The organism is Flavobacterium sp. JLP, assembly GCF_015350755.1.
Classification (GTDB): Bacteria; Bacteroidota; Bacteroidia; order Flavobacteriales; family Flavobacteriaceae; genus Flavobacterium.
Map to the genome: position 1 here is coordinate 110,724 of NZ_JADKPS010000007.1, position 20,000 is coordinate 130,723.

Here is a 20,000-nt window from a genome sequence, read left to right on the forward strand (position 1 = left end):
TTTCTGACTTTAACTAGGGTAATTTGATGTAAATTCGTAAGTGTAAAATTGTATTTTTATTTTTGTTTAGAAATTACACAATTCTCTTTCAAAAACAAAAAAAAATAACAAATCATGATCAATTTGATTTATCTTTGCGTGTTATAACGAAAACGTTTTCTTTAAATCTGTTTTCGTACTTTAATTGATTAAGTATAAAACTATTATTTGAATAATTTATTTTAAAAATGGAACAAAAAATAAATGAATTTATGACTCTTGTTGAGTCAAAAAATCCAAACGAGCCAGAATTTCTTCAAGCCGTTAGAGAATTTGCAGAAACGGTAATTCCATTTATCGCTGAACGAAAAAAATACGATGGTAAAAATTTACTTCTTAGAATAGCTGAACCAGAAAGATCTATAATTTTTAGAGTTCCGTGGGTTGACGATAAAGGAGAAATAATCGTTAACAGAGGTTTCAGAATTCAAATGAATTCAGCGATCGGTCCATATAAAGGAGGAATTAGATTTCATCACACGGTAAATTTATCTGTTTTAAAATTCTTGGCTTTCGAACAGGTTTTTAAAAATAGTTTGACAACACTTCCAATGGGTGGAGGAAAGGGAGGTTCTGATTTTGATCCTGAAGGAAAATCTGATGGCGAAATTATGCGTTTCTGTCAATCATTTATGACTGAATTATGTCGTCATATTGGTCCAGATTTAGACGTTCCTGCTGGAGATATTGGTGTTGGCGCCAGAGAAATTGGTTACTTATTCGGTCAATATAAAAGAATTAGAAATGAATTTACAGGAGTTTTAACCGGAAAAGGTCTTGCTTACGGTGGTTCATTAATCAGACCAGAAGCTACAGGTTATGGCGTTGTATATTTTACAGATCAAATGCTTCGTACTATTGGTCATGACATTAAAGGGAAACGAGTGGCCATTTCAGGTTTTGGAAATGTAGCTTGGGGAGTTGCCTTAAAAATAAATGAACTTGGAGGAAAAGTAGTTACTATTTCTGGTCCTGATGGTTATATTTATGATGAAGAAGGAATTTCTGGAGAAAAAATTGATCATATGGTCGAAATGAGAGCAACTGGAGATAACAGAGCAGAACTTTACATTAATAAATATCCAAACGCTGTTTTCCACAAAGGAAAAAGTCCTTGGGAAGTAAAGGTTGATATTGCTATTCCGTGTGCTACTCAAAACGAATTGAATGGCGATGATGCTAAAAAACTTATTGATAATGGTGTTTTGTGTGTAACTGAAGCTGCAAATATGCCGTCAACTTTAGATGCCATCAAATTATTCTTAGATAATAAAGTGCTTTTTGCTCCTGGTAAAGCTGCAAATGCTGGTGGAGTTGCTGCATCTGGATTAGAAATGACACAAAACTCTATTCGTCTTAACTGGACAAGTGAAGAAGTAGATTTAAGATTAAAAGATATTATGGTTGGAATTCATAACCAATGTAAAAAATATGGAGCTGGCGAAGATGGCTATGTAAACTATGTAAAAGGAGCTAACATTGCAGGATTTGTAAAAGTTGCCGATGCTATGCTTGCTCAAGGTGTAGTGTAAATTTAATTACAGTAAAAAAAATGCCTTCATTCGTCTTTAAGATGAATCGAAGGCATTTTTATTTATCAGAGAACAAAAATCAAATACTCCGGTTTGTATTATATTTGTGTATCTGAATATATTAATAATGGAGAGAAGGTTTCTGTATATTTTATTTTTAATGCTGTTTCAATTTAGTTTCTCTCAGAATAAATTGTCATGGGAAGGTTATTTTTCGTTTAATGAAATAAAAGATATTTCAGAATCTTCAACAGCGGTTTATACAGCCTCAGAAAATGCTTTGTTTTCTAAAAATACTGCCGACAACATTGTAAAAACAACCACTACAATTGATGGTCTTTCGGGCCAGACTATTTCTGCGGTTTACTACAGCGAAACTTTCAAAAAAACTATTGTTGGTTATGAAAACGGCTTAATGATCGTGATCAATGAAGCAGACGGAAGTATGTTGAATAAAGTAGATATAATCAACAAGAAATTAGCTGCAAACCTTAAGAAAATTAATCATTTCATGGAATATAACGGCTTGCTGTATGTTTCGTGTGATTTTGGAATTGTTCAGTTTAATTTAACGACATCGCAATTTGGCGACACTTATTTTATAGGAGATAATGGAGCTGAGATCAGTGTTAAGCAAACCGCTTTTTTTAATGGATTTATTTATGCCGCAACTTCAAGCGGTATTCGAAGAGCAGACAGCACAAATTCAAATTTGATCGATTTTAATCAATGGTCAGTTATTAATCCGGGAGATTGGTCAAGCGTAGAAACTTTGGATACAGAACTAATTGCAATCAATTCGACTGGATATGTACATCGATTTAATTCAAATGCATTTGCTGGGTTTTTACAGCTTCCACAATCTTCGGTTGATTTGCGTGCAAAAAATCATAATTTGTTTATTACTACTGCAAACTCCGTTTTAGTCTATAACAATCAAATGGTTTTGATTCGTCAAATATCTAATACTCAAGTTTTAGATAATACCATAAATTTTACTTGTGCAACTGCTGTTGGGAATTTAATTTTCATCGGAACAAAAGAAAAAGGATTATTTTCATCAATACTTTCTGGAACTGCAGCTTTTGAAAATACTACGCCGGCAGGTCCTTCAAGAAATAATATTTTTTCACTCGATGTAACGCCTAATTCGCTTTGGAGTGTGTACGGAGATTACGATACGTATTACAATCCTTATGACTTAGATAGTTATGGTATAAGTAAATTTAGCAACAAGAATTGGTTAAATATCCCATATTCAGAAGTTTATGATGCAAAGTCAATAACTAAAATAATTATTAACCCAAGTAATGAAAAACAAGTTTATGCAAGCTCATTTTTCTCTGGATTATTAAAAATAGAGAACGATATTCCCACTATTTTATATAATGAAAAAAATAGCAGTCTTGAAACTTTAACAACCGAAGGGCCAAATTATATTGATGTACGCATAAACGGAACTGCCTTTGATAAAACAGGAAATCTTTGGATAACAAATAGCCGAATTAAAAACGGCTTGAAAGTTTTAAAATCGAATGGTCAATGGGGAAGCTATTCGATGACAAGTATTATTGATGATGCAGAAGCCTCAAGTTATGCGAGTATTCTTGTAGATAAAAACAGCGTAAAATGGATCGCTACAAATCGTGATGGTGTAGTTGGATTTAACGAAACTACAAATACATTCAAAAAAATCACTTTTGGAGCTGATGCTGGAAATTTGCCAATTGCTGACGTAAGAGCAATAGCGATTGATACTAAAAATCAACTTTGGATAGGTACAACAAAAGGATTGCGGGTTTTGTCAAATGTGGGAAGTTTTCAGAATGACAGTCAATTAAAAGCAAATGCAATTATTATTACAGAAGACAATCTTGCTCAAGAATTGCTTTATGAGCAATTCATTACTTCAATTGCAGTAGACGGTGCCAACAATAAATGGATAGGCACTGCAGATGCAGGAGTTTTTATGGTTTCACCAAATGGACAGGAAACAAAATATCATTTTACGATCAGCAATTCGCCTTTGCCAAGCAATGTTATAAACGATATTAAAATTAACAGCGCAACAGGAGAAGTTTTTATCGCCACAAATAAAGGAATGATTTCTTTTGGCGGGATTGCAACAGATGCAAATGAAGATTTGAATAATGTGTACGTTTACCCAAATCCTGTTCGCCCAACGTATTCAGGAACCGTAAAAGTAGCCGGATTAATTGATAAAGCCAATATTAAAATTACAGATATTGAAGGGAATTTGGTTTACGAAACCATTTCAGAAGGCGGCACAATTGAATGGGATACTACTGCTTTTGGAAGGTATAAAGTAGCTTCAGGAGTTTACATAATTTTTATTTCTGCCCAAGACGGTGGAGAAACTAAAGTTAAGAAAGTTATGATAATTAGATAATTTTTTTAATAATATCTAAAAGAGTTTACTAGGGAATTCTAATAATCTAAGATATCTAATGTCTAAGAAGTCTAAAATCTAAAAACAAAAAGTTGTTAATCAAAACCAAAGCAATAGTAATTTCGGCATTAAAATTTCAGGAAAAAAGTTTGATAGTAAAATGTTTTACGCTTTCTAACGGCTTGAAGTCTTATTTTGTGCGTGATGCTTTTTCGAGTCGAAAAGCAAGTCAAAAAATTGCTTATTTTCAGCCTTTGTCAATTCTTGAGATCGAAGCCGTACATAAAAATAAAGGCACTTTAGAAAATTTTAAAGAAATAAAAACGGCAGTTCCTTTTCAAACTATTCATACCGATCTTGTAAAAAGTACAATGGTCATGTTTTTATCTGAAATGCTTCATTATTCTATTCAGGAAGAAGAAAAAAACGAATCGCTTTTTGTCTTTTTAGAAACAGCATTAACATGGCTGGATCATCATGATGAAATTTCTAATTTTCATTTGATTTTGCTTTTAGAAGCAACTAAATATTTAGGCTTCTATCCTGATACTTCTGAAATCGATTTGCCTTATTTTGAAATGAATAATGGTGTTTTTACCCTTTTTCATGGTTTGGGTTGTTTGACAGAACATGAAACTAATTTGTTCAAAAAACTTATTGATTTGAAATTCGATAATGATCAAAAAATATTTCATGTTATGGAAAGACAAATGCTGCTAAAAATCCTGATTGACTATTATAGTTTTCATTTGGATGGATTCAAAAAACCGAAATCTTTAGAGGTTTTAAAAGAAGTTTTCTCCTAGATTTATAAAATGAGCGATTTTTTTTGCGGAATATACCTGAAATTTCCTGACTAAGCTCTTTTTTCTGTCATCTTTTATCTATTTTCCTCAAAATTCCTTACTTTCGCACCTCGTTTAAGAAAAGGATAAAATGAGCACAAAATTTACTGAATACAAAGGACTTGACTTGCCAACGGTAGCGTCAGAAGTTCTTGATTTTTGGAAGAAAGAAAATATATTTGAAAAGAGTGTAACAACTCGCGAAGGTGCTGAGCCTTACGTATTTTTTGAAGGTCCGCCTTCAGCAAACGGATTACCAGGAATTCACCACGTGATGGCGCGTGCGATTAAAGATATTTTTTGCAGATATAAAACTCAAAAAGGTTTTCAGGTAAAAAGAAAAGCTGGATGGGATACTCACGGATTGCCTGTAGAATTGGGTACCGAAAAAGAACTTGGAATTACAAAAGAAGATATTGGTAAAACGATTTCTATCGAAGAATATAACGAAGCGTGTAAAAAAACCGTTATGCGTTATACTGACGTATGGAATGACTTGACCGAAAAAATGGGGTATTGGGTAGATATGGAAGATCCGTATGTGACTTATAAACCAAAATACATGGAATCTGTTTGGTGGCTTTTAAAACAAATCTATGATAAAGGCTTGTTGTACAAAGGATACACAATTCAGCCATACTCTCCAAAAGCAGGAACTGGATTATCTTCTCACGAAGTAAATCAGCCTGGAGCTTATCGTGATGTTACAGATACTACGATTGTAGCACAGTTTAAAACTTTACCGGAAACGCTTCCGAGCTTTCTACAAGGTTTTGGAGATATCCACATTTTAGCGTGGACGACTACTCCGTGGACATTGCCATCAAACACAGCTTTAACCGTTGGACCAAAAATCGATTATGTCTTAGTAAAAACGTTTAATCAATATACTTTTGAACCTGTAAATGTAATTTTAGCTAAGAATTTAGTTGGAAAACAATTCGGAAAAGGGTTTTTTGCTAGCGAAGATGATGCTGATTTTGATAAAGTAAAAAATGGTGACAAGCAACTTCCGTACAAAATTTTGGCAGATGCTAAAGGTGCTGATTTGGTTGAAATAAGATACGAGCAATTATTACAGTACACATTGCCATATCAAAATGCAGAAAATGCATTTAGAGTAATTGCCGGAGATTTCGTAACGACAGAAGACGGAACAGGAATTGTACACACGGCTCCAACTTTTGGTGCTGATGATGCTAAAGTTTCAAAAGAAGCTAAGCCTGAAATTCCACCAATGTTGGTTTTAGACGAAAACGGCACACCGGTTCCTTTAGTAGATTTACAAGGAAAATTTACTTCGCATGTAGGTGATCTAGCAGGTAAATATGTAAAAAACGAATATTACCATGCGGGTCAGGCGCCAGAGCGTTCTGTTGATGTTGAAATCGCTATTCGTTTAAAAGAAGAAAATAAAGCTTTTAAAGTTGAAAAATACGTACATAGTTATCCACACAGCTGGAGAACTGATGAACCCTTATTATATTATCCACTAGACTCTTGGTTCATTAAAGTAACCGATGTAAAAGATAGAATGTTCGACCTGAACGAAACTATCAATTGGAAGCCTAAGTCTACTGGTGAAGGACGTTTTGGAAATTGGCTGAAAAATGCCAACGACTGGAACTTATCTCGTTCTAGATATTGGGGTATTCCGTTGCCAATTTGGAGAACTGAAGACAAAAAAGAAGAAGTTCTTATTGGTTCTGTTGAAGAATTGTACAATGCGATTGAGAAATCTATTGAAGCCGGTTTTCAAAAAGAAAATCCGTTTAAAGGTTTTGAAATCGGAAACATGGCTGAGTCAAACTATGATTTAATCGATTTGCATAAAAATGTAGTCGATCAAATTACATTGGTTTCGGCTTCAGGCCAGCCAATGAAACGCGAAAGCGATTTAATTGACGTTTGGTTCGATTCTGGAGCAATGCCTTATGCACAATGGCATTATCCTTTTGAAAACAAAGACAAAATTGACGAGAATAAAGATTTCCCAGCGGATTTTATTGCCGAAGGTGTAGATCAAACTCGTGGGTGGTTTTATACTTTACATGCTATCGGAACTTTAGTTTTTGATAAAGTAGCGTATAAAAATGTAGTTTCGAATGGTTTGGTTTTGGATAAAAACGGACAAAAAATGTCGAAACGTTTAGGAAACGCGACAGATCCTTTTGAAACAATTGCAGAATATGGTCCTGATGCCACACGCTGGTACATGATCTCAAATGCAAATCCTTGGGATAACTTAAAGTTTGATATTGAAGGTATTGCTGAGGTTCGTCGTAAATTCTTCGGGACACTTTATAATACATATTCTTTCTTCTCGTTATATGCGAATATCGATGGATTTAAATACGCTGAAGCGGAAATTCCGTTAAACGAAAGACCAGAAATCGATCAATGGATTATTTCTGAACTTCATACTTTAATCAAATTTGTTGATGAATGTTATGAAGATTACGAGCCGACAAAAGCTACAAGAGCAATTTCTGACTTCGTTCAGGAAAACTTAAGTAACTGGTACGTTCGTTTATGCCGTCGTCGTTTCTGGAAAGGTGAATATGCTAAAGATAAAATTGCAGCTTACCAAACGCTTTATACTTGCTTGTTAACAATCAGCAAATTAAGCGCTCCGGTCGCTCCTTTTTTCATGGATAAATTGTACAGAGATTTAACAGCTTCGACGGGAACTGAGGATTTTGCTAGTGTTCACTTGGCTGAATTCCCAAAATTTGTCGAAAACTTTGTTAATAAAACGTTGGAAAGCAAAATGCAGAAGGCGCAAACCATCTCGTCTTTGGTTTTATCACTGCGTAAAAAAGAGATGATTAAAGTACGCCAGCCTCTGCAAAAGGTAATGATTCCAGTACTTGACGAGAATCAGCGTGCTGAAATCGAGGCAATTTCTGACTTGGTAAAAGCTGAGGTAAACGTAAAAGAAATCGAGCTTTTAGACGATGCTTCTGGTATTTTAGTGAAGCAGATTAAGCCTAATTTCAAGGCACTAGGGCCACGTTTTGGAAAGGATATGGGCTTGATTTCTAAGGAAATACAAGGTTTTTCTGCTGATCAGATCAATCAGTTAGATAAGCAGGGAACGCTGGATATTGTTATTTCTGGAAATAATGTAACTTTATCATTAGAAGACGTCGAAATAACATCGCAGGATATTGAAGGATGGCTGGTTGCTAATTCAAACGGAATTACAGTCGCGCTTGACATAACAATATCTGAAGAATTAAAAAATGAAGGTATCGCGAGAGAATTAGTAAACAGAATTCAGAATATCCGTAAAGATTCAGGATTTGAAGTTACTGATAAGATTAAAGTACAAATAAAAAGAGACGGTAATTTAGAAGAAGCCGTTTCAAAAAATGAAGGTTATATTAAGTCTGAAACATTAACAGACGACTTGGTTTTTGTAGATGCTTTAGAAAACGGCACAGAAATTGAGTTTGATGATATTAAAACAATGATATTAATTTCAAAATAATTATAAATACCATGATAGATGAAATTACAAGATACTCTGACGCTGATTTGGCGGAGTTCAAAGAAATAATCCAAGCAAAAATACAAAAAGCGCAAGCAGATCTTGATTTAATTAAGAGTGCTTATATGAACGACTTAAATAACGGAACAGACGATACATCTCCAACTTTCAAAGCTTTTGAAGAAGGAAGTGAAACAATGTCGAAAGAAGCGAACTCACAGTTGGCTATCAGACAAGAAAAGTTTATTCGCGATCTAAAAAACGCATTATTCCGTGTTGAAAATAAAACGTATGGTATTTGCAAAGTAACTGGCAAATTAATCAGCAAAGAAAGGCTTAAAATTGTTCCTCATGCTACAATGAGTATCGAAGCCAAAAACTTGCAACGATAATATTTCAATTTTTAAATTGATAAAACAAAGCGCTCCTTTTAGGGGCGTTTTTTTTTGTTTAATGTTTGATCGGAGTTGAGTTGGCTTATCTTTTTTTGTTTTGAGAGAAATTGTTTATAATTAATCAAAATAAAGCAAAGAAAGGTATTGCGTTTTTTGTAGGAATAATAAAATGAAGTACTTAAAGTATGTTTTGAGAATATATTCTAATTAGAACTGTCGTAATCAAGACAGTTCTAATTAAAACAAAGAGTAAATATTAAGCCAAATTTTTCTCTAAATCTAATTTGTGTTTTCTCAAAACAGCTCTTGTCATTCCTAAATTTGCTTTGCTGGCATCTGCAGCAAGATAAATCATGAATTTTTTGTTTGGTGAGATGTCGATAATATGAATTTGATTCGTAAGCGTAATCAAAATATCTTCGATTTCTTGGTTTAGGTTTAAGGCTTTAACGGCACTTAGTTTTGCCTTTACCACTTCTAGGTTGTAAGCTGCTGCAAGTTCCGGATCAAAAGAAGGGTCAATTGTTAAGTTTCCAAAACTTAGTCCAGACTCGATTTCAGTTACTGCCACAGCTATAAAGCCGTTTACGTTGGTTTTCATTTCATTTAAAAACACGTTTAAAAAATCATTACTCATAATTCAGTGGGTTTGTTGGGTTAATAGATTTATGTTATTTTAATAGGGAATTTTTACTTAATTCTGAAGCAACTTCATCAGTTGAGCGCATTAATAATCCGAGATTGCTTCCGTCTTTAGAAAATGCAATTAGAAAATTTGTACCGCTGATTTTGTTTCCGATGACAACTCCTTCAGAGGTTTTTAAGAAAAGCTGCTTTAATGCTCCTTTGTCTAAATCGATTAAAAATTTTTCGCTCATAGATAAAATCGCTGCGCTCATTGCAGCAACGCTGTCTCCGTAATCTAAGTGTAATGATGTGATTAATTTTCCTTTGCCATTTAAAATTAATGCGGCGTTAGATTTTGTAGTAACTAGAAAATCATTTAGAGTAGTGTTGATTTCATTCATATTTGTAAGATTTGGGAGAATTGTTAAAATAATTTCATTCTTTCGCTTGACTTATCTGTATTATTGTGTTTTTTGCTAAACAAGTGTTAATTTTTGTTAACAAATATAAATTAAATTATGTATCATTGTAATGTCGAATTGTTAATAATTTTAATTTTTTACTATAAAAAACTTACACCATGGCTAAAGTGTTGAAATTCAAAGAAGTGAACTCAGACGTAGAGACTAGAATGAAGGAATTTGAGAAAATGCGTTTGAAATTAAAATCGGACATTAAAAAGAGCGAAGCTAAAAAGGCAAATGCTGGAAAAGAGAGCAAGGGTTTGCTTAAATCTATTTCTGGTTTTTTTGCTGATAGTCCTAAAACTCCAGCTAAAACAGAGGCTAAAAAGTAGGCTTTGTTTTAGCTGTAGAAATGCAGCCTTAAACCATTTAGTTTTATTGTAAAAGAATTAACGCTCCTTAGGGAGCGTTTTTTTTGATTAAATTGCTATTTTTGCGCATCAAAAAAATATAAAATGTCATTACGAAAAGCGTATTTCCTAATATTTCTAGTTTTAATTGTCGATCAGCTTTCTAAAATTTACGTAAAAACAAACTTCATTCTTGGTGAAGAAGTGGTTGTTTTCGATTGGTTTAGAATTCATTTTATAGAAAATGAAGGAATGGCTTGGGGAACAAAAATTCCTGGAGAGTACGGAAAATTGATTTTGACCGTTTTTAGAATCTTCGCAGTATTCGGAATCGGATATTGGTTAGCTGATGCAATCAAAAAACGTCATTCTAATTATTTAATCGTTGCAATCGCTTTAATATTTGCTGGCGCGGCGGGAAATATTTTAGATTCTGTTTTCTACGGAGTGATTTTCGATGACAGTACGCATAACTTAGCGACAATTTTTTCTCCAAATCCTTATGGAACTTGGTTTCATGGTTTAGTTGTAGATATGTTTTATTTTCCTATTTGGGAAGGGAATTTGCCAGCTTGGCTTCCGATTTTTGGAGGAAAACATTTTGCCTTCTTCAATGCTATTTTTAATGTTGCTGACATGGCTATTTCTACTGGCGTTGGGATACTGTTGGTTTTCAATAAAAAAGCCTTCCACAAATAAAATAATTTTTAAAATATTAAAATTCCAAATTCCAATATTTGAAGCATTCATTGCGTGCAGATATTGGGATTTGGAATTTTTCATTATTGAGATTTAATATTATTGTGCTATTTTTACAATACAAAACCCAAACGTATGCAAAGTCCGTCTTTCTCTATTTATGATGCATCTGCAGGATCAGGAAAGACCTATACTTTGGTTAAGGAATATCTTAAAATTATTCTTTCTTCTCCAAAAAATGATGCCTATCGAAATATTCTGGCTATAACTTTTACCAACAAAGCGGTTCATGAAATGAAGAGCCGTATTGTTGGCAGTTTATCTGAATTTGCGAAAGATGAACCTTCTGCGAAAGCAACCGATTTAATGGAAGATTTATCTCGAGAAACTGGGCTTTCAATTATAAAAATCAAAACAAAATCTCAAAATATTATAAAGCATCTTATTCATAATTATGCTGCTTTTGATATTTCTACAATTGATAAATTTACGCATAAAGTAATTCGTGCTTTTGCACATGACTTAAATCTTCCAATGACTTTTGAAGTCACTTTAGATACAGAAAATTTATTAATCGAAGCGGTTGATGCGATAATTGCGCAAGCGGGACAAGATGAAACCTTAACGAAACTGCTGATTGATTTTACAATGGAAAAAACCGACGACGATAAAAGTTGGGATGTTTCGCGTGAAATTCTTGAAACAGGCCGATTGGTTTTAAATGAAAACAATCGGAATGAAATTTTACATTTTCAGGATAAATCTATTGAAGAATTTGTAGAGATAAAAAAGAAAATGTTGACTCTTTGCAAAGATTTAGAATCTGAAAATGAGAAATTGGCCACAGAAGCACTTTCTTTAATTGATAAAAACGGAATCGATTTAAAATCATTTTCTCGCGGGACTTTTCCGAATCATTTAGAAAATATTCGGGACGGGAAATTCAATCCAAGAAATAAAACTTTTCATGAGTTTGATGATATTGCAATTAACAAAACTGCCAAAGACAAAGCATTAATTGAAAATATAATTCCAGAGCTTCTACAGGTATTAGATAACATTTATAAAAATTTCGAAAAAAGAGATTTCTATAAAGCTTTCCTCAAAAATATTACGCCGCTTTCACTGCTTAACACGGTTAGTAATGAATTGGCTAAAATTCAGTCAGAACAAAATATTTTGTCGATTTCTGAATTTAATGCTATTATTCACCGCGAAATTCAGAATCAGCCCGCTCCTTTTATTTACGAACGTTTGGGCGAAAAATACCGCCATTTTTTTATTGATGAATTTCAGGATACTTCTGAGATGCAATGGCAAAATCTTATTCCGCTTATAGATAATTCCCTTTCTGGTTTAGATGATTTAGGAAATAAAGGAACTTTAATGATTGTTGGAGACCCAAAACAATCGATTTATCGCTGGAGGGGAGGAAAGGCAGAACAATTTATCGAATTGAGTAAAGATGTAAATCCCTTCAATAATCCAGATAAAGCAATTAAGCATTTAGACACAAATTACAGAAGTTACAGCGAAGTAATTGATTTTAATAATGCTTTTTTTGGTTTGATTTCCGCCGAATTTATAAACGAAGATTATAAAGATTTATATGAAAACCATAGTTTTCAGCATTCAAATGCCAAAAAAGGCGGTTATGTAAATATCTCTTTTCTTCCGATAATTGAAAAAAATGATTTTGCAGATGAGGAAGAAGTTGTAGAAAAATCAGATTTATATGTTTTGGCAACTTTAAATACAATTCAAAACGTTCTTCTCGAAGGTTTTGAGTATAAAGATATTGTGGTGCTCACGCGTAAAAGAGATCAGGGAATTGCAATTGCAAATTATCTGACAGAGCAAAATATTCCTCTTTTGTCGTCAGAAACATTAATGATTCAGAATGCAACAGAAGTTCGCTTGATTGTTCATTTGCTGAAATATCTAAACAACAGTGCTGATTTAGAATCGAAAGCTAATTTCTTGCATTTTTTAGCTACTCACATAGAAATCGATATGCCAATTCATGATTTTATTGCAAAAGGAATGGCAGAGAAATTTGAAATTGATTTTGAAAAATGGCTGTTGAGTTTTGACGTTTCCCTTTCTTTTGAAAATGTCCGAAAAAAATCATTGTATGAAGCAGTTGAAATTATAATTTCGAAATTTATTCTTCCCTTTGAAGGAAATGCTTACGTGCAATTTTTCTTGGATATTGTTTTAGAAAGAGATATTCGAAATCAAGCCGGAATAGCTGACTTCTTAAATTACTGGGATAAAAATGCAGACAAATTCAGTATTCCATCTCCGGAAGGGAATAATGCTGTTAGAATTATGACCATTCATAAGTCGAAAGGTTTAGAATTTCCGGTTGTAATTATGCCTTTTGCAGAAGAAGATTATAATAGAAAACCAAAAGATAAGTTATGGCTTGATACAGAAGGTGTAGAATTGGATTTTCCAAAAGCCTTAATTGATAACAGCAGTGCGGTTGAAGGTTTTGGCGAAAGTGCATCGGCTGTTTTTAATTTGAAAAAACAAGAAGAATTACTGGATAATATTAATGTTTTATATGTGGCATTAACCCGTGCAGAAGAACAATTGTATGTGATATCGCAGTCATTGAAAGAAAGAAAAGATGGGGAATTTCCAAATAATATGGCTTCTTTTTTTATTAAATATTTAATGAATAAAGGAGTTTACGATCCTGAAAAATTAGAATATGAATTTGGAAATAAAATGAAACTTTCCGCTCCTGTAAAATCTGCTGATTTGGTAAAGCTGATTCCGATTGTTGCAGCTATTTTAGATGCTAAAAATATAAAAATTGCACAGCGAGAAGCTTTAATGTGGGGAACGCACCAGCAAGAAGCAATTTCGTATGGAAATATAATTCATGAAATTTTGGCTTTTATTAAAGATAAATCAGATATTGATTTGGCAATTACAAAAGCAATTGAAGAAGGATTGATTAAGGTCGATCAAAGTGAAATGGTATTGAATACGCTTCGAGAAATTGTAAATCATCCCGAATTGAGTATCTGTTTTGATGGGAAAAATAAAATTCTTAATGAGCAGACAATTGTTCAAAAAGAAGGGAAAATTTTGAAACCAGACCGGATTATTCTAACACAAAATAAAGAAGCTTATTTGTTGGATTATAAAACTGGGGCTATAAATCCAAAATACAAACAGCAAATTCAAGAATATCAAGATGCTATTGAGGATTTAGGATACAAAGTGTTAAAAAGGGCTCTGGTATATATAGGAACCGAAATCGATGTAGTAAATTTGTGAAAAAATTAATCAGATGTTAAGGTTTAACAGCTTCAAAATTGATGTAAATTGTTAATTTTTAACGTTTTAAATAAATAGAAATGTACGGTAAAATTAAAGAGCATTTGCAAAGTGAATTGCAGACTATTGAAGAAAACGGAATTTTTAAAAAAGAGCGCATTATAACTTCTGCTCAAGATGCAGAAATTACAATTTCGACTGGAGAAAAAGTGTTGAACTTTTGTGCCAATAATTATTTAGGACTTTCGTCACATCCAGAAGTTGTTCAAGCAGCTAAAGATGCTATGGATACACATGGTTTCGGAATGTCATCTGTTCGTTTTATATGTGGAACACAGGATATTCATAAAACATTGGAGAAAAAAATTGCTGATTTTTACGGAACAGAGGATACGATATTATACGCGGCTGCATTTGATGCAAATGGTGGTGTTTTTGAGCCTTTATTGGGAGAAAATGATGCGATTATTTCAGACAGCTTAAACCATGCTTCGATAATAGACGGAGTTCGTTTGTGCAAAGCCGCCCGTTATCGTTACGAAAATAGTAACATGGAAGATTTAGAACAACAGTTAATTAAAGCAAATGAAGCTGGCGCGCGTTTTAAATTAATTGTTACAGACGGTGTTTTCTCTATGGATGGTGTTGTGGCTCCTCTAGATAAAATTTGCGATTTAGCTGATAAATATGATGCCTTAGTGATGGTAGATGAATGCCATGCTGCTGGATTTATTGGAGCTACGGGGAAAGGTACTTTAGAAGCGAAAGGTGTAATGGGAAGGGTAGATATTATAACTGGAACACTTGGTAAAGCTTTAGGAGGAGCGATGGGCGGTTATACGACAGCTAAAAAAGAAATTATAGAATTACTTCGTCAGCGTTCGAGACCGTATTTGTTTTCCAATTCATTAGCGCCTGCAATTGTCGGGGCTTCAATAAAAGTTTTTGAATTATTAGAAAAAGATACTTCGTTAAGAGATAAATTAGAGTGGAATACAAATTATTTTAAGGAAGGAATGAAAAAAGCTGGTTTCGATATCATAGATGGAGATTCTGCAATTGTACCAGTCATGTTATATGATGCAAAATTATCTCAAAAAATGGCTGATGAATTATTGAAAGAAGGTATTTATGTAATCGGTTTCTTCTTTCCTGTTGTACCTAAAGATAAGGCTAGAATTAGGGTGCAATTATCTGCGGCACATACCAAAGAGCACTTAGACAGAGCAATAACTGCATTCAAAGTTGTTGGAGAGATGTTAAAAGTTATATAATTTCCATTTACTGAAATTTTTGTAGGTTTTTTTTAACATTTCATTTTGTATTTAAAAATTTTGGTGTTACTTTTGTCTGTAATTAACTAAATTGTAATTAAAAAAATTAAGTATGAAACATCTTAACAAACTTTTAGTTGCTGTGATGATGGTGATGGGTTTAAGTTCTCACGCACAAGACAGTAACAATCCATGGGCTATCTCTTTTGGAGTTAATGCCGTTGACACTAGAACTAGTGCTGGTGGAGGACATGGTTTCTTCGATCAACATTTTTCGCAGCCATTCGCTGTAAAAGACAACTGGAATATTCTTCCTTCTTTATCTTACATTAGTGTGTCTAGATATGTTGGTAGCGGTTTCTCAGTAGGTTTACAAGGATCTGTAAACAAAATTGATAAAGCTGTTTACTTCAGACCAAATGCTGTAGGGCATGATGGAAGAGGTATGGTAGTTACTAATCCAGGGGATTTAATGTATTATGGTATCGATGCTAATATTAGATATAGCTTCCAAGAATTAATTAAATCTAAAGTAATTGATCCTTCGTTAACAATTGGTGGGGGTTATACTTTCTTAGGGAAAGATAGCTTTGGTACTGTTAATCCAGGTGCTGGAATTACATTCTGGTTTACTGATGCAATTGGTTTGTCTTTAAACACAGCTTACAAATGGGCTGTTGCTCCAAGCGAACCTCCAGGAAGAAATGATTATAATGGAGAAATTGATACTCCATCTCATTTCCAACACACTTTAGGTCTTACTTTCAAATTCGGAGGTAAAGATACTGACGGAGACGGAATCTACGATAAAGATGATGCTTGTCCAGATGTTGCTGGTTTGAAACAATTCAACGGATGTCCTGATACTGACGGAGATGGAATCGTTGATGCTTCTGATGCTTGTCCAGATGTATTTGGTTTAGCTGCATTAAACGGATGCCCTGATACAGACGGAGACGGAATTGCTGATAAAGATGATGCTTGTCCAGATGTTGCTGGTTTAGCTGCTTTAAAAGGTTGTCCTGATACTGATGGAGACGGAATCGCTGATAAAGATGACAAATGTCCTACAGTTGCTGGTCCAAAAGAAAATGGTGGTTGTCCTTTCTTAGACGCTGACAAAGATGGTGTTGCTGATAAAGATGATGATTGTCCTACAGTTTACGGTCCTGCTTCTAACAGAGGTTGTCCAGAAGTAACTACTGAAGCTTTGGAAGACCTTAAAGTTCAAGCTAGAGCAATCTACTTTAACTCAGGAAAAGCTACTTTCAAAACTGGTGACAAAGAAACTCCAGCTAGATTAGATGCTATCAAAGAAATCCTTAAAAACTATCCAAACGCGAAATTCAGTATTGAAGGTCACACAGATAGCGATGGTTCTGATAAATTGAACCAAAAACTTTCTGAAGACAGAGCTGCTGCAGTTATGAACGCTTTGATCGAAAGAGGAGTAAATGTTGATAACTTAGTATCTAAAGGTTTTGGTGAGTCTATGCCAGTTGCGACTAATAAAACTCCAGCAGGAAAAGCACAAAACAGAAGAACTGAAATCAAACATATTGGTTCTAAATACCAAGGTAAACTATAATTTACTTTTGTAAATAAATACTAAAAGCCATTCTTAATTGAATGGCTTTTTTTATTTTTATCAAATGATAAATACTTCTTTTCTCGAAAAAATAGCAACAGTTGTAATTCAGGATTATGGAACTAAACTTTCTGAAACTACTATTATCTTACCCAATAAAAGAGCTAAAGTTTTTTTAGTAGAGGCTTTAAAAAAAGAGACTATTAAAACAATTCTTTCGCCAGAGATTATAAGCATAGAAGATTTTGTACAAGATGTTGCTTCAATTCGTTCAGTTGATTCAATTGAACTTTTATTTGAATTTTACGAAGTATATCTCTCTGTTACAGAAAAACAACATCAACAATCATTTGAATTATTTGCCAATTGGGCAAAAACACTTCTTCAGGATTTTAATGAAATTGATCGATACCTTTTAGATCCATCTCATGTTTTATCTTATTTAAAAGATATTGAGGATATCAAGAAATGGGGAATTGAAGTAGAGAACAAAACTAAACTCCTAGAAAACTATATTGATTTCTGGAAACTTCTCCCTTTGTATTACGATGCCTTATACAATCACTTGTTAAATAAAGGAATTGGATATCAAGGTTTAATTTATCGTGAAGCGGTAAATAATCTAAATCACTTTTCGAATACAATTTCAAATCGATCTTTTATTTTTGCGGGCTTTAATGCACTAAACGCTGCGGAGGAAAAAATAGTGCAGCATCTTTTAGCATTAGATCAAGCCAAAATTTACTGGGATGTCGATCAGACTTTCTTAAATGATCCTTATCATGATGCAGGTCTTTTCGTAAGACGTTTTAAAGAGAATTGGAAACATTATAAATCACATCCGTTTGAGTGGATAGTAGACGACTTTTCGCAATCAAAAAACATTCAGGTTATAGGTTCTCCTAAAACTATTGGTCAGGCAAAATTAGCTGGAAGTATAATTGAAAATATTATAAATGAAAATCCAACAACATCACTAGACAAAGTAGCTATTGTTTTGGGTGAAGAAAATCTGCTGATGCCGGTTTTATATTCATTGCCTTCTTCGGTTGGAGCTTTAAATATTACAATGGGATATTCTGGCAAGAATAATCCATCCCAGATATTGATTGCAAAATTATTTAAAATGCATACTAATGCACTTTCTCGAAAAGGTGAGAGTTATGTGTTTTATTATAAAGACGTTTTGGATATTTTGACACATCCTTTGGTTGCGCCATATTCAAATACAGGTAATTTAGTGAAAATTATAAAAGAAAATAATTACACGTTTATTACGCACAACAGAATAATCGAACTAAATTCGACTTCATCAAATTTATTTCAGTTATTATTTAAAAAATGGGAAAACGGCTCTATTGCTGTTCTCGAAAATGTCTCCGTAATATTACTTCTGATAAAAGAAAATTTCAGCAACGATAATGAAGAAGAAAAAATTGCCAAATCTTTTGTATTTGCTGTTTTTAAAGTAATTAATAAGCTGATTAATTATTATTCACAGCATCATCACATTGATAATATTGATACTTTGCATGCGATTTATAAACAAATTATCGATGTTGCCGAAGTTTCATTTGAAGGAGAGCCTTTAAGAGGTCTTCAGATTATGGGAGTTTTAGAAAGCCGTGTTCTTGATTTTGATACTGTAATTGTTACTTCTATGAATGAAGGAAAATTCCCTGCCGGAAAATCTCAAAATTCATTTATTCCTTATGATGTGAAACGTGAATTGGGTTTGCCAACTTTTAAAGAAAAAGATGCCATTTATACCTATCACTTTTATCACTTGCTGCAAAGAGCAAAGAATATCTATTTGATTTATAACACTGAAAATGATGGTCTTGATGCAGGAGAGCGAAGTCGTTTTATCACGCAGTTAGAGGTTGAAAAACAAATCAAACATACTCTTACTTTTGATATTTATAATCCTGTTTTGCCAACAACGGCTTATCAGCCAATGGTTATTCCGAAGTCGGAAGCTGTTATGGAGCGTCTAAAAGAAATTGCTGTAACTGGATTTTCTCCTTCGGCATTAACAAGTTATATTCGAAACCCAATTGAGTTTTACTTTCAAAAAATACTTCGAATTAGAGAAGTGGAAGAAGTGGAGGAAAATATTGCTTTAAATACGCTCGGAACTATTATTCACGAAACTTTAAAAGCTTTATATGATCCTTTTGTGGGCAAATTTATTTCTGAATCTGATATCACAAATTGCTTTAAATTGCTCGATGATGAAGTTTTAAAACAATTTAAGCTGGTTTATAAAGAAGGGGAAATTAAAAAAGGCCGAAATCTTTTAGCGTTTGAAGTTGCGAAACGAAACGTTTCTAATTTTTTAAGATTAGAATTAGAATCGATACAGAATGGAGATGCAATTCAGATTATAGCTTTAGAGAAAACTTTCGAACGTCAACTCGTTCATGAAAATTTGCCATTTCCAATTCTAATTAAAGGAAATGTAGATAGAATTGAATTGCGAAACGGAAAAATAAGAATCGTTGATTATAAGACAGGAAAAGTAGAAAAAGGTAATGTTGTACTGAAATCGTGGAACGGTTTAACGCAGGAGCTTAAAAATGACAAAATCATTCAGGTTCTTGCTTATGCATTTATGTTTGAGAAAGAAGCAGGCGAAATTCCTATTGAAGTTGGAATTATTTCATTTAAAAACTTAAAATCTGGTTTCTTGCCTTTTGGTTTTAAGGAAGATAAAGATCTTGACATTGTAGTGACAAAAGAAATTCTTCATTATTATTTAGAAGAAATTGTATTGCTTTTAAATGAAATTTTCGATGCAGAAATTCCTTTTGAAGAAAAAATAAACTAAAAAAATATGAGAAAGCTTGCTAATATTTTTGAGTTTTTTAAATCTACTTTAGCTATCAATTTTACGGTGTGTGCTATTCCGGTTTTTTTGGCCGGCTATGATTATTTCTTTATCTATTTTTTGAGTTTAGGATTTTTGGTGAGTATTGGTTATAAAGAAT

General features: G+C 33.2%; 13 protein-coding genes. 11 read left to right on the plus strand and 2 right to left on the minus strand.

Going from position 1 to position 20,000, the window contains the following annotated elements; translation table 11 throughout:
* Positions 1 to 227: 227 nt before the first annotated feature.
* The 5 genes from gdhA (at position 228) to IRZ83_RS16130 (ending at position 8,711) form a co-directional block, all read left to right on the plus strand.
* A complete protein-coding gene (gdhA, locus tag IRZ83_RS16110; RefSeq protein WP_029270852.1) occupies positions 228 to 1,571 on the plus strand; it encodes an NADP-specific glutamate dehydrogenase in 1,344 nt (447 codons plus the stop codon).
* Positions 1,572 to 1,698: 127 nt separating this feature from the next.
* Positions 1,699 to 3,981 carry a T9SS type A sorting domain-containing protein gene (locus tag IRZ83_RS16115; protein ID WP_194570273.1) on the plus strand — a complete coding sequence of 761 codons (2,283 nt, stop codon included), beginning with the start codon at positions 1,699 to 1,701 and terminating at the stop codon, positions 3,979 to 3,981.
* Between the two features lie 92 nt (positions 3,982 to 4,073).
* On the plus strand, positions 4,074 to 4,787 hold the full coding sequence (recO, locus tag IRZ83_RS16120) for a DNA repair protein RecO (protein ID WP_194570275.1): 714 nt from the start codon (positions 4,074 to 4,076) through the stop codon (positions 4,785 to 4,787).
* 130 nt (positions 4,788 to 4,917) lie between these two features.
* On the plus strand, positions 4,918 to 8,319 hold the full coding sequence (gene ileS, locus IRZ83_RS16125; RefSeq protein ID WP_194570277.1) for an isoleucine--tRNA ligase: 3,402 nt from the start codon (positions 4,918 to 4,920) through the stop codon (positions 8,317 to 8,319).
* An 11-nt stretch (positions 8,320 to 8,330) separates the two neighbouring features.
* Positions 8,331 to 8,711 carry a TraR/DksA family transcriptional regulator gene (locus IRZ83_RS16130; protein ID WP_057115206.1) on the plus strand — a complete coding sequence of 127 codons (381 nt, stop codon included), beginning with the start codon at positions 8,331 to 8,333 and terminating at the stop codon, positions 8,709 to 8,711.
* Between the two features lie 259 nt (positions 8,712 to 8,970).
* Here the strand turns inward: IRZ83_RS16130 and IRZ83_RS16135 are convergent, their stop codons facing one another.
* Both IRZ83_RS16135 and IRZ83_RS16140 read right to left on the minus strand, forming a co-directional pair.
* A complete protein-coding gene (locus IRZ83_RS16135) occupies positions 8,971 to 9,351 on the minus strand; it encodes a hypothetical protein (RefSeq protein ID WP_029270843.1) in 381 nt (126 codons plus the stop codon).
* Between the two features lie 34 nt (positions 9,352 to 9,385).
* Positions 9,386 to 9,742, minus strand: a complete 357-nt coding sequence (locus tag IRZ83_RS16140) for a roadblock/LC7 domain-containing protein (RefSeq protein ID WP_194570279.1) — start codon at positions 9,740 to 9,742, stop codon at positions 9,386 to 9,388.
* Positions 9,743 to 9,921: 179 nt separating this feature from the next.
* Here IRZ83_RS16140 and IRZ83_RS16145 point away from each other — a divergent pair, with 179 nt between their 5' ends.
* From IRZ83_RS16145 to IRZ83_RS16170, 6 genes are all read left to right on the plus strand, one after another.
* Complete coding sequence (locus tag IRZ83_RS16145) at positions 9,922 to 10,137, plus strand: hypothetical protein (protein ID WP_029270839.1); 216 nt, start codon at positions 9,922 to 9,924, stop codon at positions 10,135 to 10,137.
* A 123-nt stretch (positions 10,138 to 10,260) separates the two neighbouring features.
* Positions 10,261 to 10,854 carry a lipoprotein signal peptidase gene (locus IRZ83_RS16150; protein ID WP_194570281.1) on the plus strand — a complete coding sequence of 198 codons (594 nt, stop codon included), beginning with the start codon at positions 10,261 to 10,263 and terminating at the stop codon, positions 10,852 to 10,854.
* Between the two features lie 135 nt (positions 10,855 to 10,989).
* On the plus strand, positions 10,990 to 14,148 hold the full coding sequence (locus IRZ83_RS16155) for a UvrD-helicase domain-containing protein (protein WP_194570283.1): 3,159 nt from the start codon (positions 10,990 to 10,992) through the stop codon (positions 14,146 to 14,148).
* Between the two features lie 80 nt (positions 14,149 to 14,228).
* Positions 14,229 to 15,422, plus strand: coding sequence for a glycine C-acetyltransferase (kbl, locus tag IRZ83_RS16160; protein WP_194570285.1), 1,194 nt, complete (start codon positions 14,229 to 14,231; stop codon positions 15,420 to 15,422).
* A 112-nt stretch (positions 15,423 to 15,534) separates the two neighbouring features.
* Positions 15,535 to 17,010: an OmpA family protein gene (locus tag IRZ83_RS16165; RefSeq protein ID WP_029270831.1), complete on the plus strand. Its 1,476-nt coding sequence runs from the start codon at positions 15,535 to 15,537 to the stop codon at positions 17,008 to 17,010.
* Between the two features lie 64 nt (positions 17,011 to 17,074).
* Positions 17,075 to 19,840, plus strand: a complete 2,766-nt coding sequence (locus tag IRZ83_RS16170; RefSeq protein WP_194570287.1) for a PD-(D/E)XK nuclease family protein — start codon at positions 17,075 to 17,077, stop codon at positions 19,838 to 19,840.
* Positions 19,841 to 20,000: the final 160 nt, after the last annotated feature.

What these genes read in the sequence shown, in the direction of transcription:
- gdhA (WP_029270852.1), top strand. Translation starts at nt 228, where the DNA reads ATGGAACAAAAAATAAATGAATTTATGACTCTTGTTGAGTCAAAAAAT.
- IRZ83_RS16115 (WP_194570273.1), top strand. Translation starts at nt 1,699, where the DNA reads ATGGAGAGAAGGTTTCTGTATATTTTATTTTTAATGCTGTTTCAATTT.
- ileS (WP_194570277.1), top strand. Translation starts at nt 4,918, where the DNA reads ATGAGCACAAAATTTACTGAATACAAAGGACTTGACTTGCCAACGGTA.
- IRZ83_RS16130 (WP_057115206.1), top strand. Translation starts at nt 8,331, where the DNA reads ATGATAGATGAAATTACAAGATACTCTGACGCTGATTTGGCGGAGTTC.
- IRZ83_RS16135 (WP_029270843.1), bottom strand. Translation starts at nt 9,351, where the DNA reads ATGAGTAATGATTTTTTAAACGTGTTTTTAAATGAAATGAAAACCAAC.
- IRZ83_RS16140 (WP_194570279.1), bottom strand. Translation starts at nt 9,742, where the DNA reads ATGAATGAAATCAACACTACTCTAAATGATTTTCTAGTTACTACAAAA.
- IRZ83_RS16145 (WP_029270839.1), top strand. Translation starts at nt 9,922, where the DNA reads ATGGCTAAAGTGTTGAAATTCAAAGAAGTGAACTCAGACGTAGAGACT.
- IRZ83_RS16150 (WP_194570281.1), top strand. Translation starts at nt 10,261, where the DNA reads ATGTCATTACGAAAAGCGTATTTCCTAATATTTCTAGTTTTAATTGTC.
- IRZ83_RS16155 (WP_194570283.1), top strand. Translation starts at nt 10,990, where the DNA reads ATGCAAAGTCCGTCTTTCTCTATTTATGATGCATCTGCAGGATCAGGA.
- kbl (WP_194570285.1), top strand. Translation starts at nt 14,229, where the DNA reads ATGTACGGTAAAATTAAAGAGCATTTGCAAAGTGAATTGCAGACTATT.
- IRZ83_RS16165 (WP_029270831.1), top strand. Translation starts at nt 15,535, where the DNA reads ATGAAACATCTTAACAAACTTTTAGTTGCTGTGATGATGGTGATGGGT.
- IRZ83_RS16170 (WP_194570287.1), top strand. Translation starts at nt 17,075, where the DNA reads ATGATAAATACTTCTTTTCTCGAAAAAATAGCAACAGTTGTAATTCAG.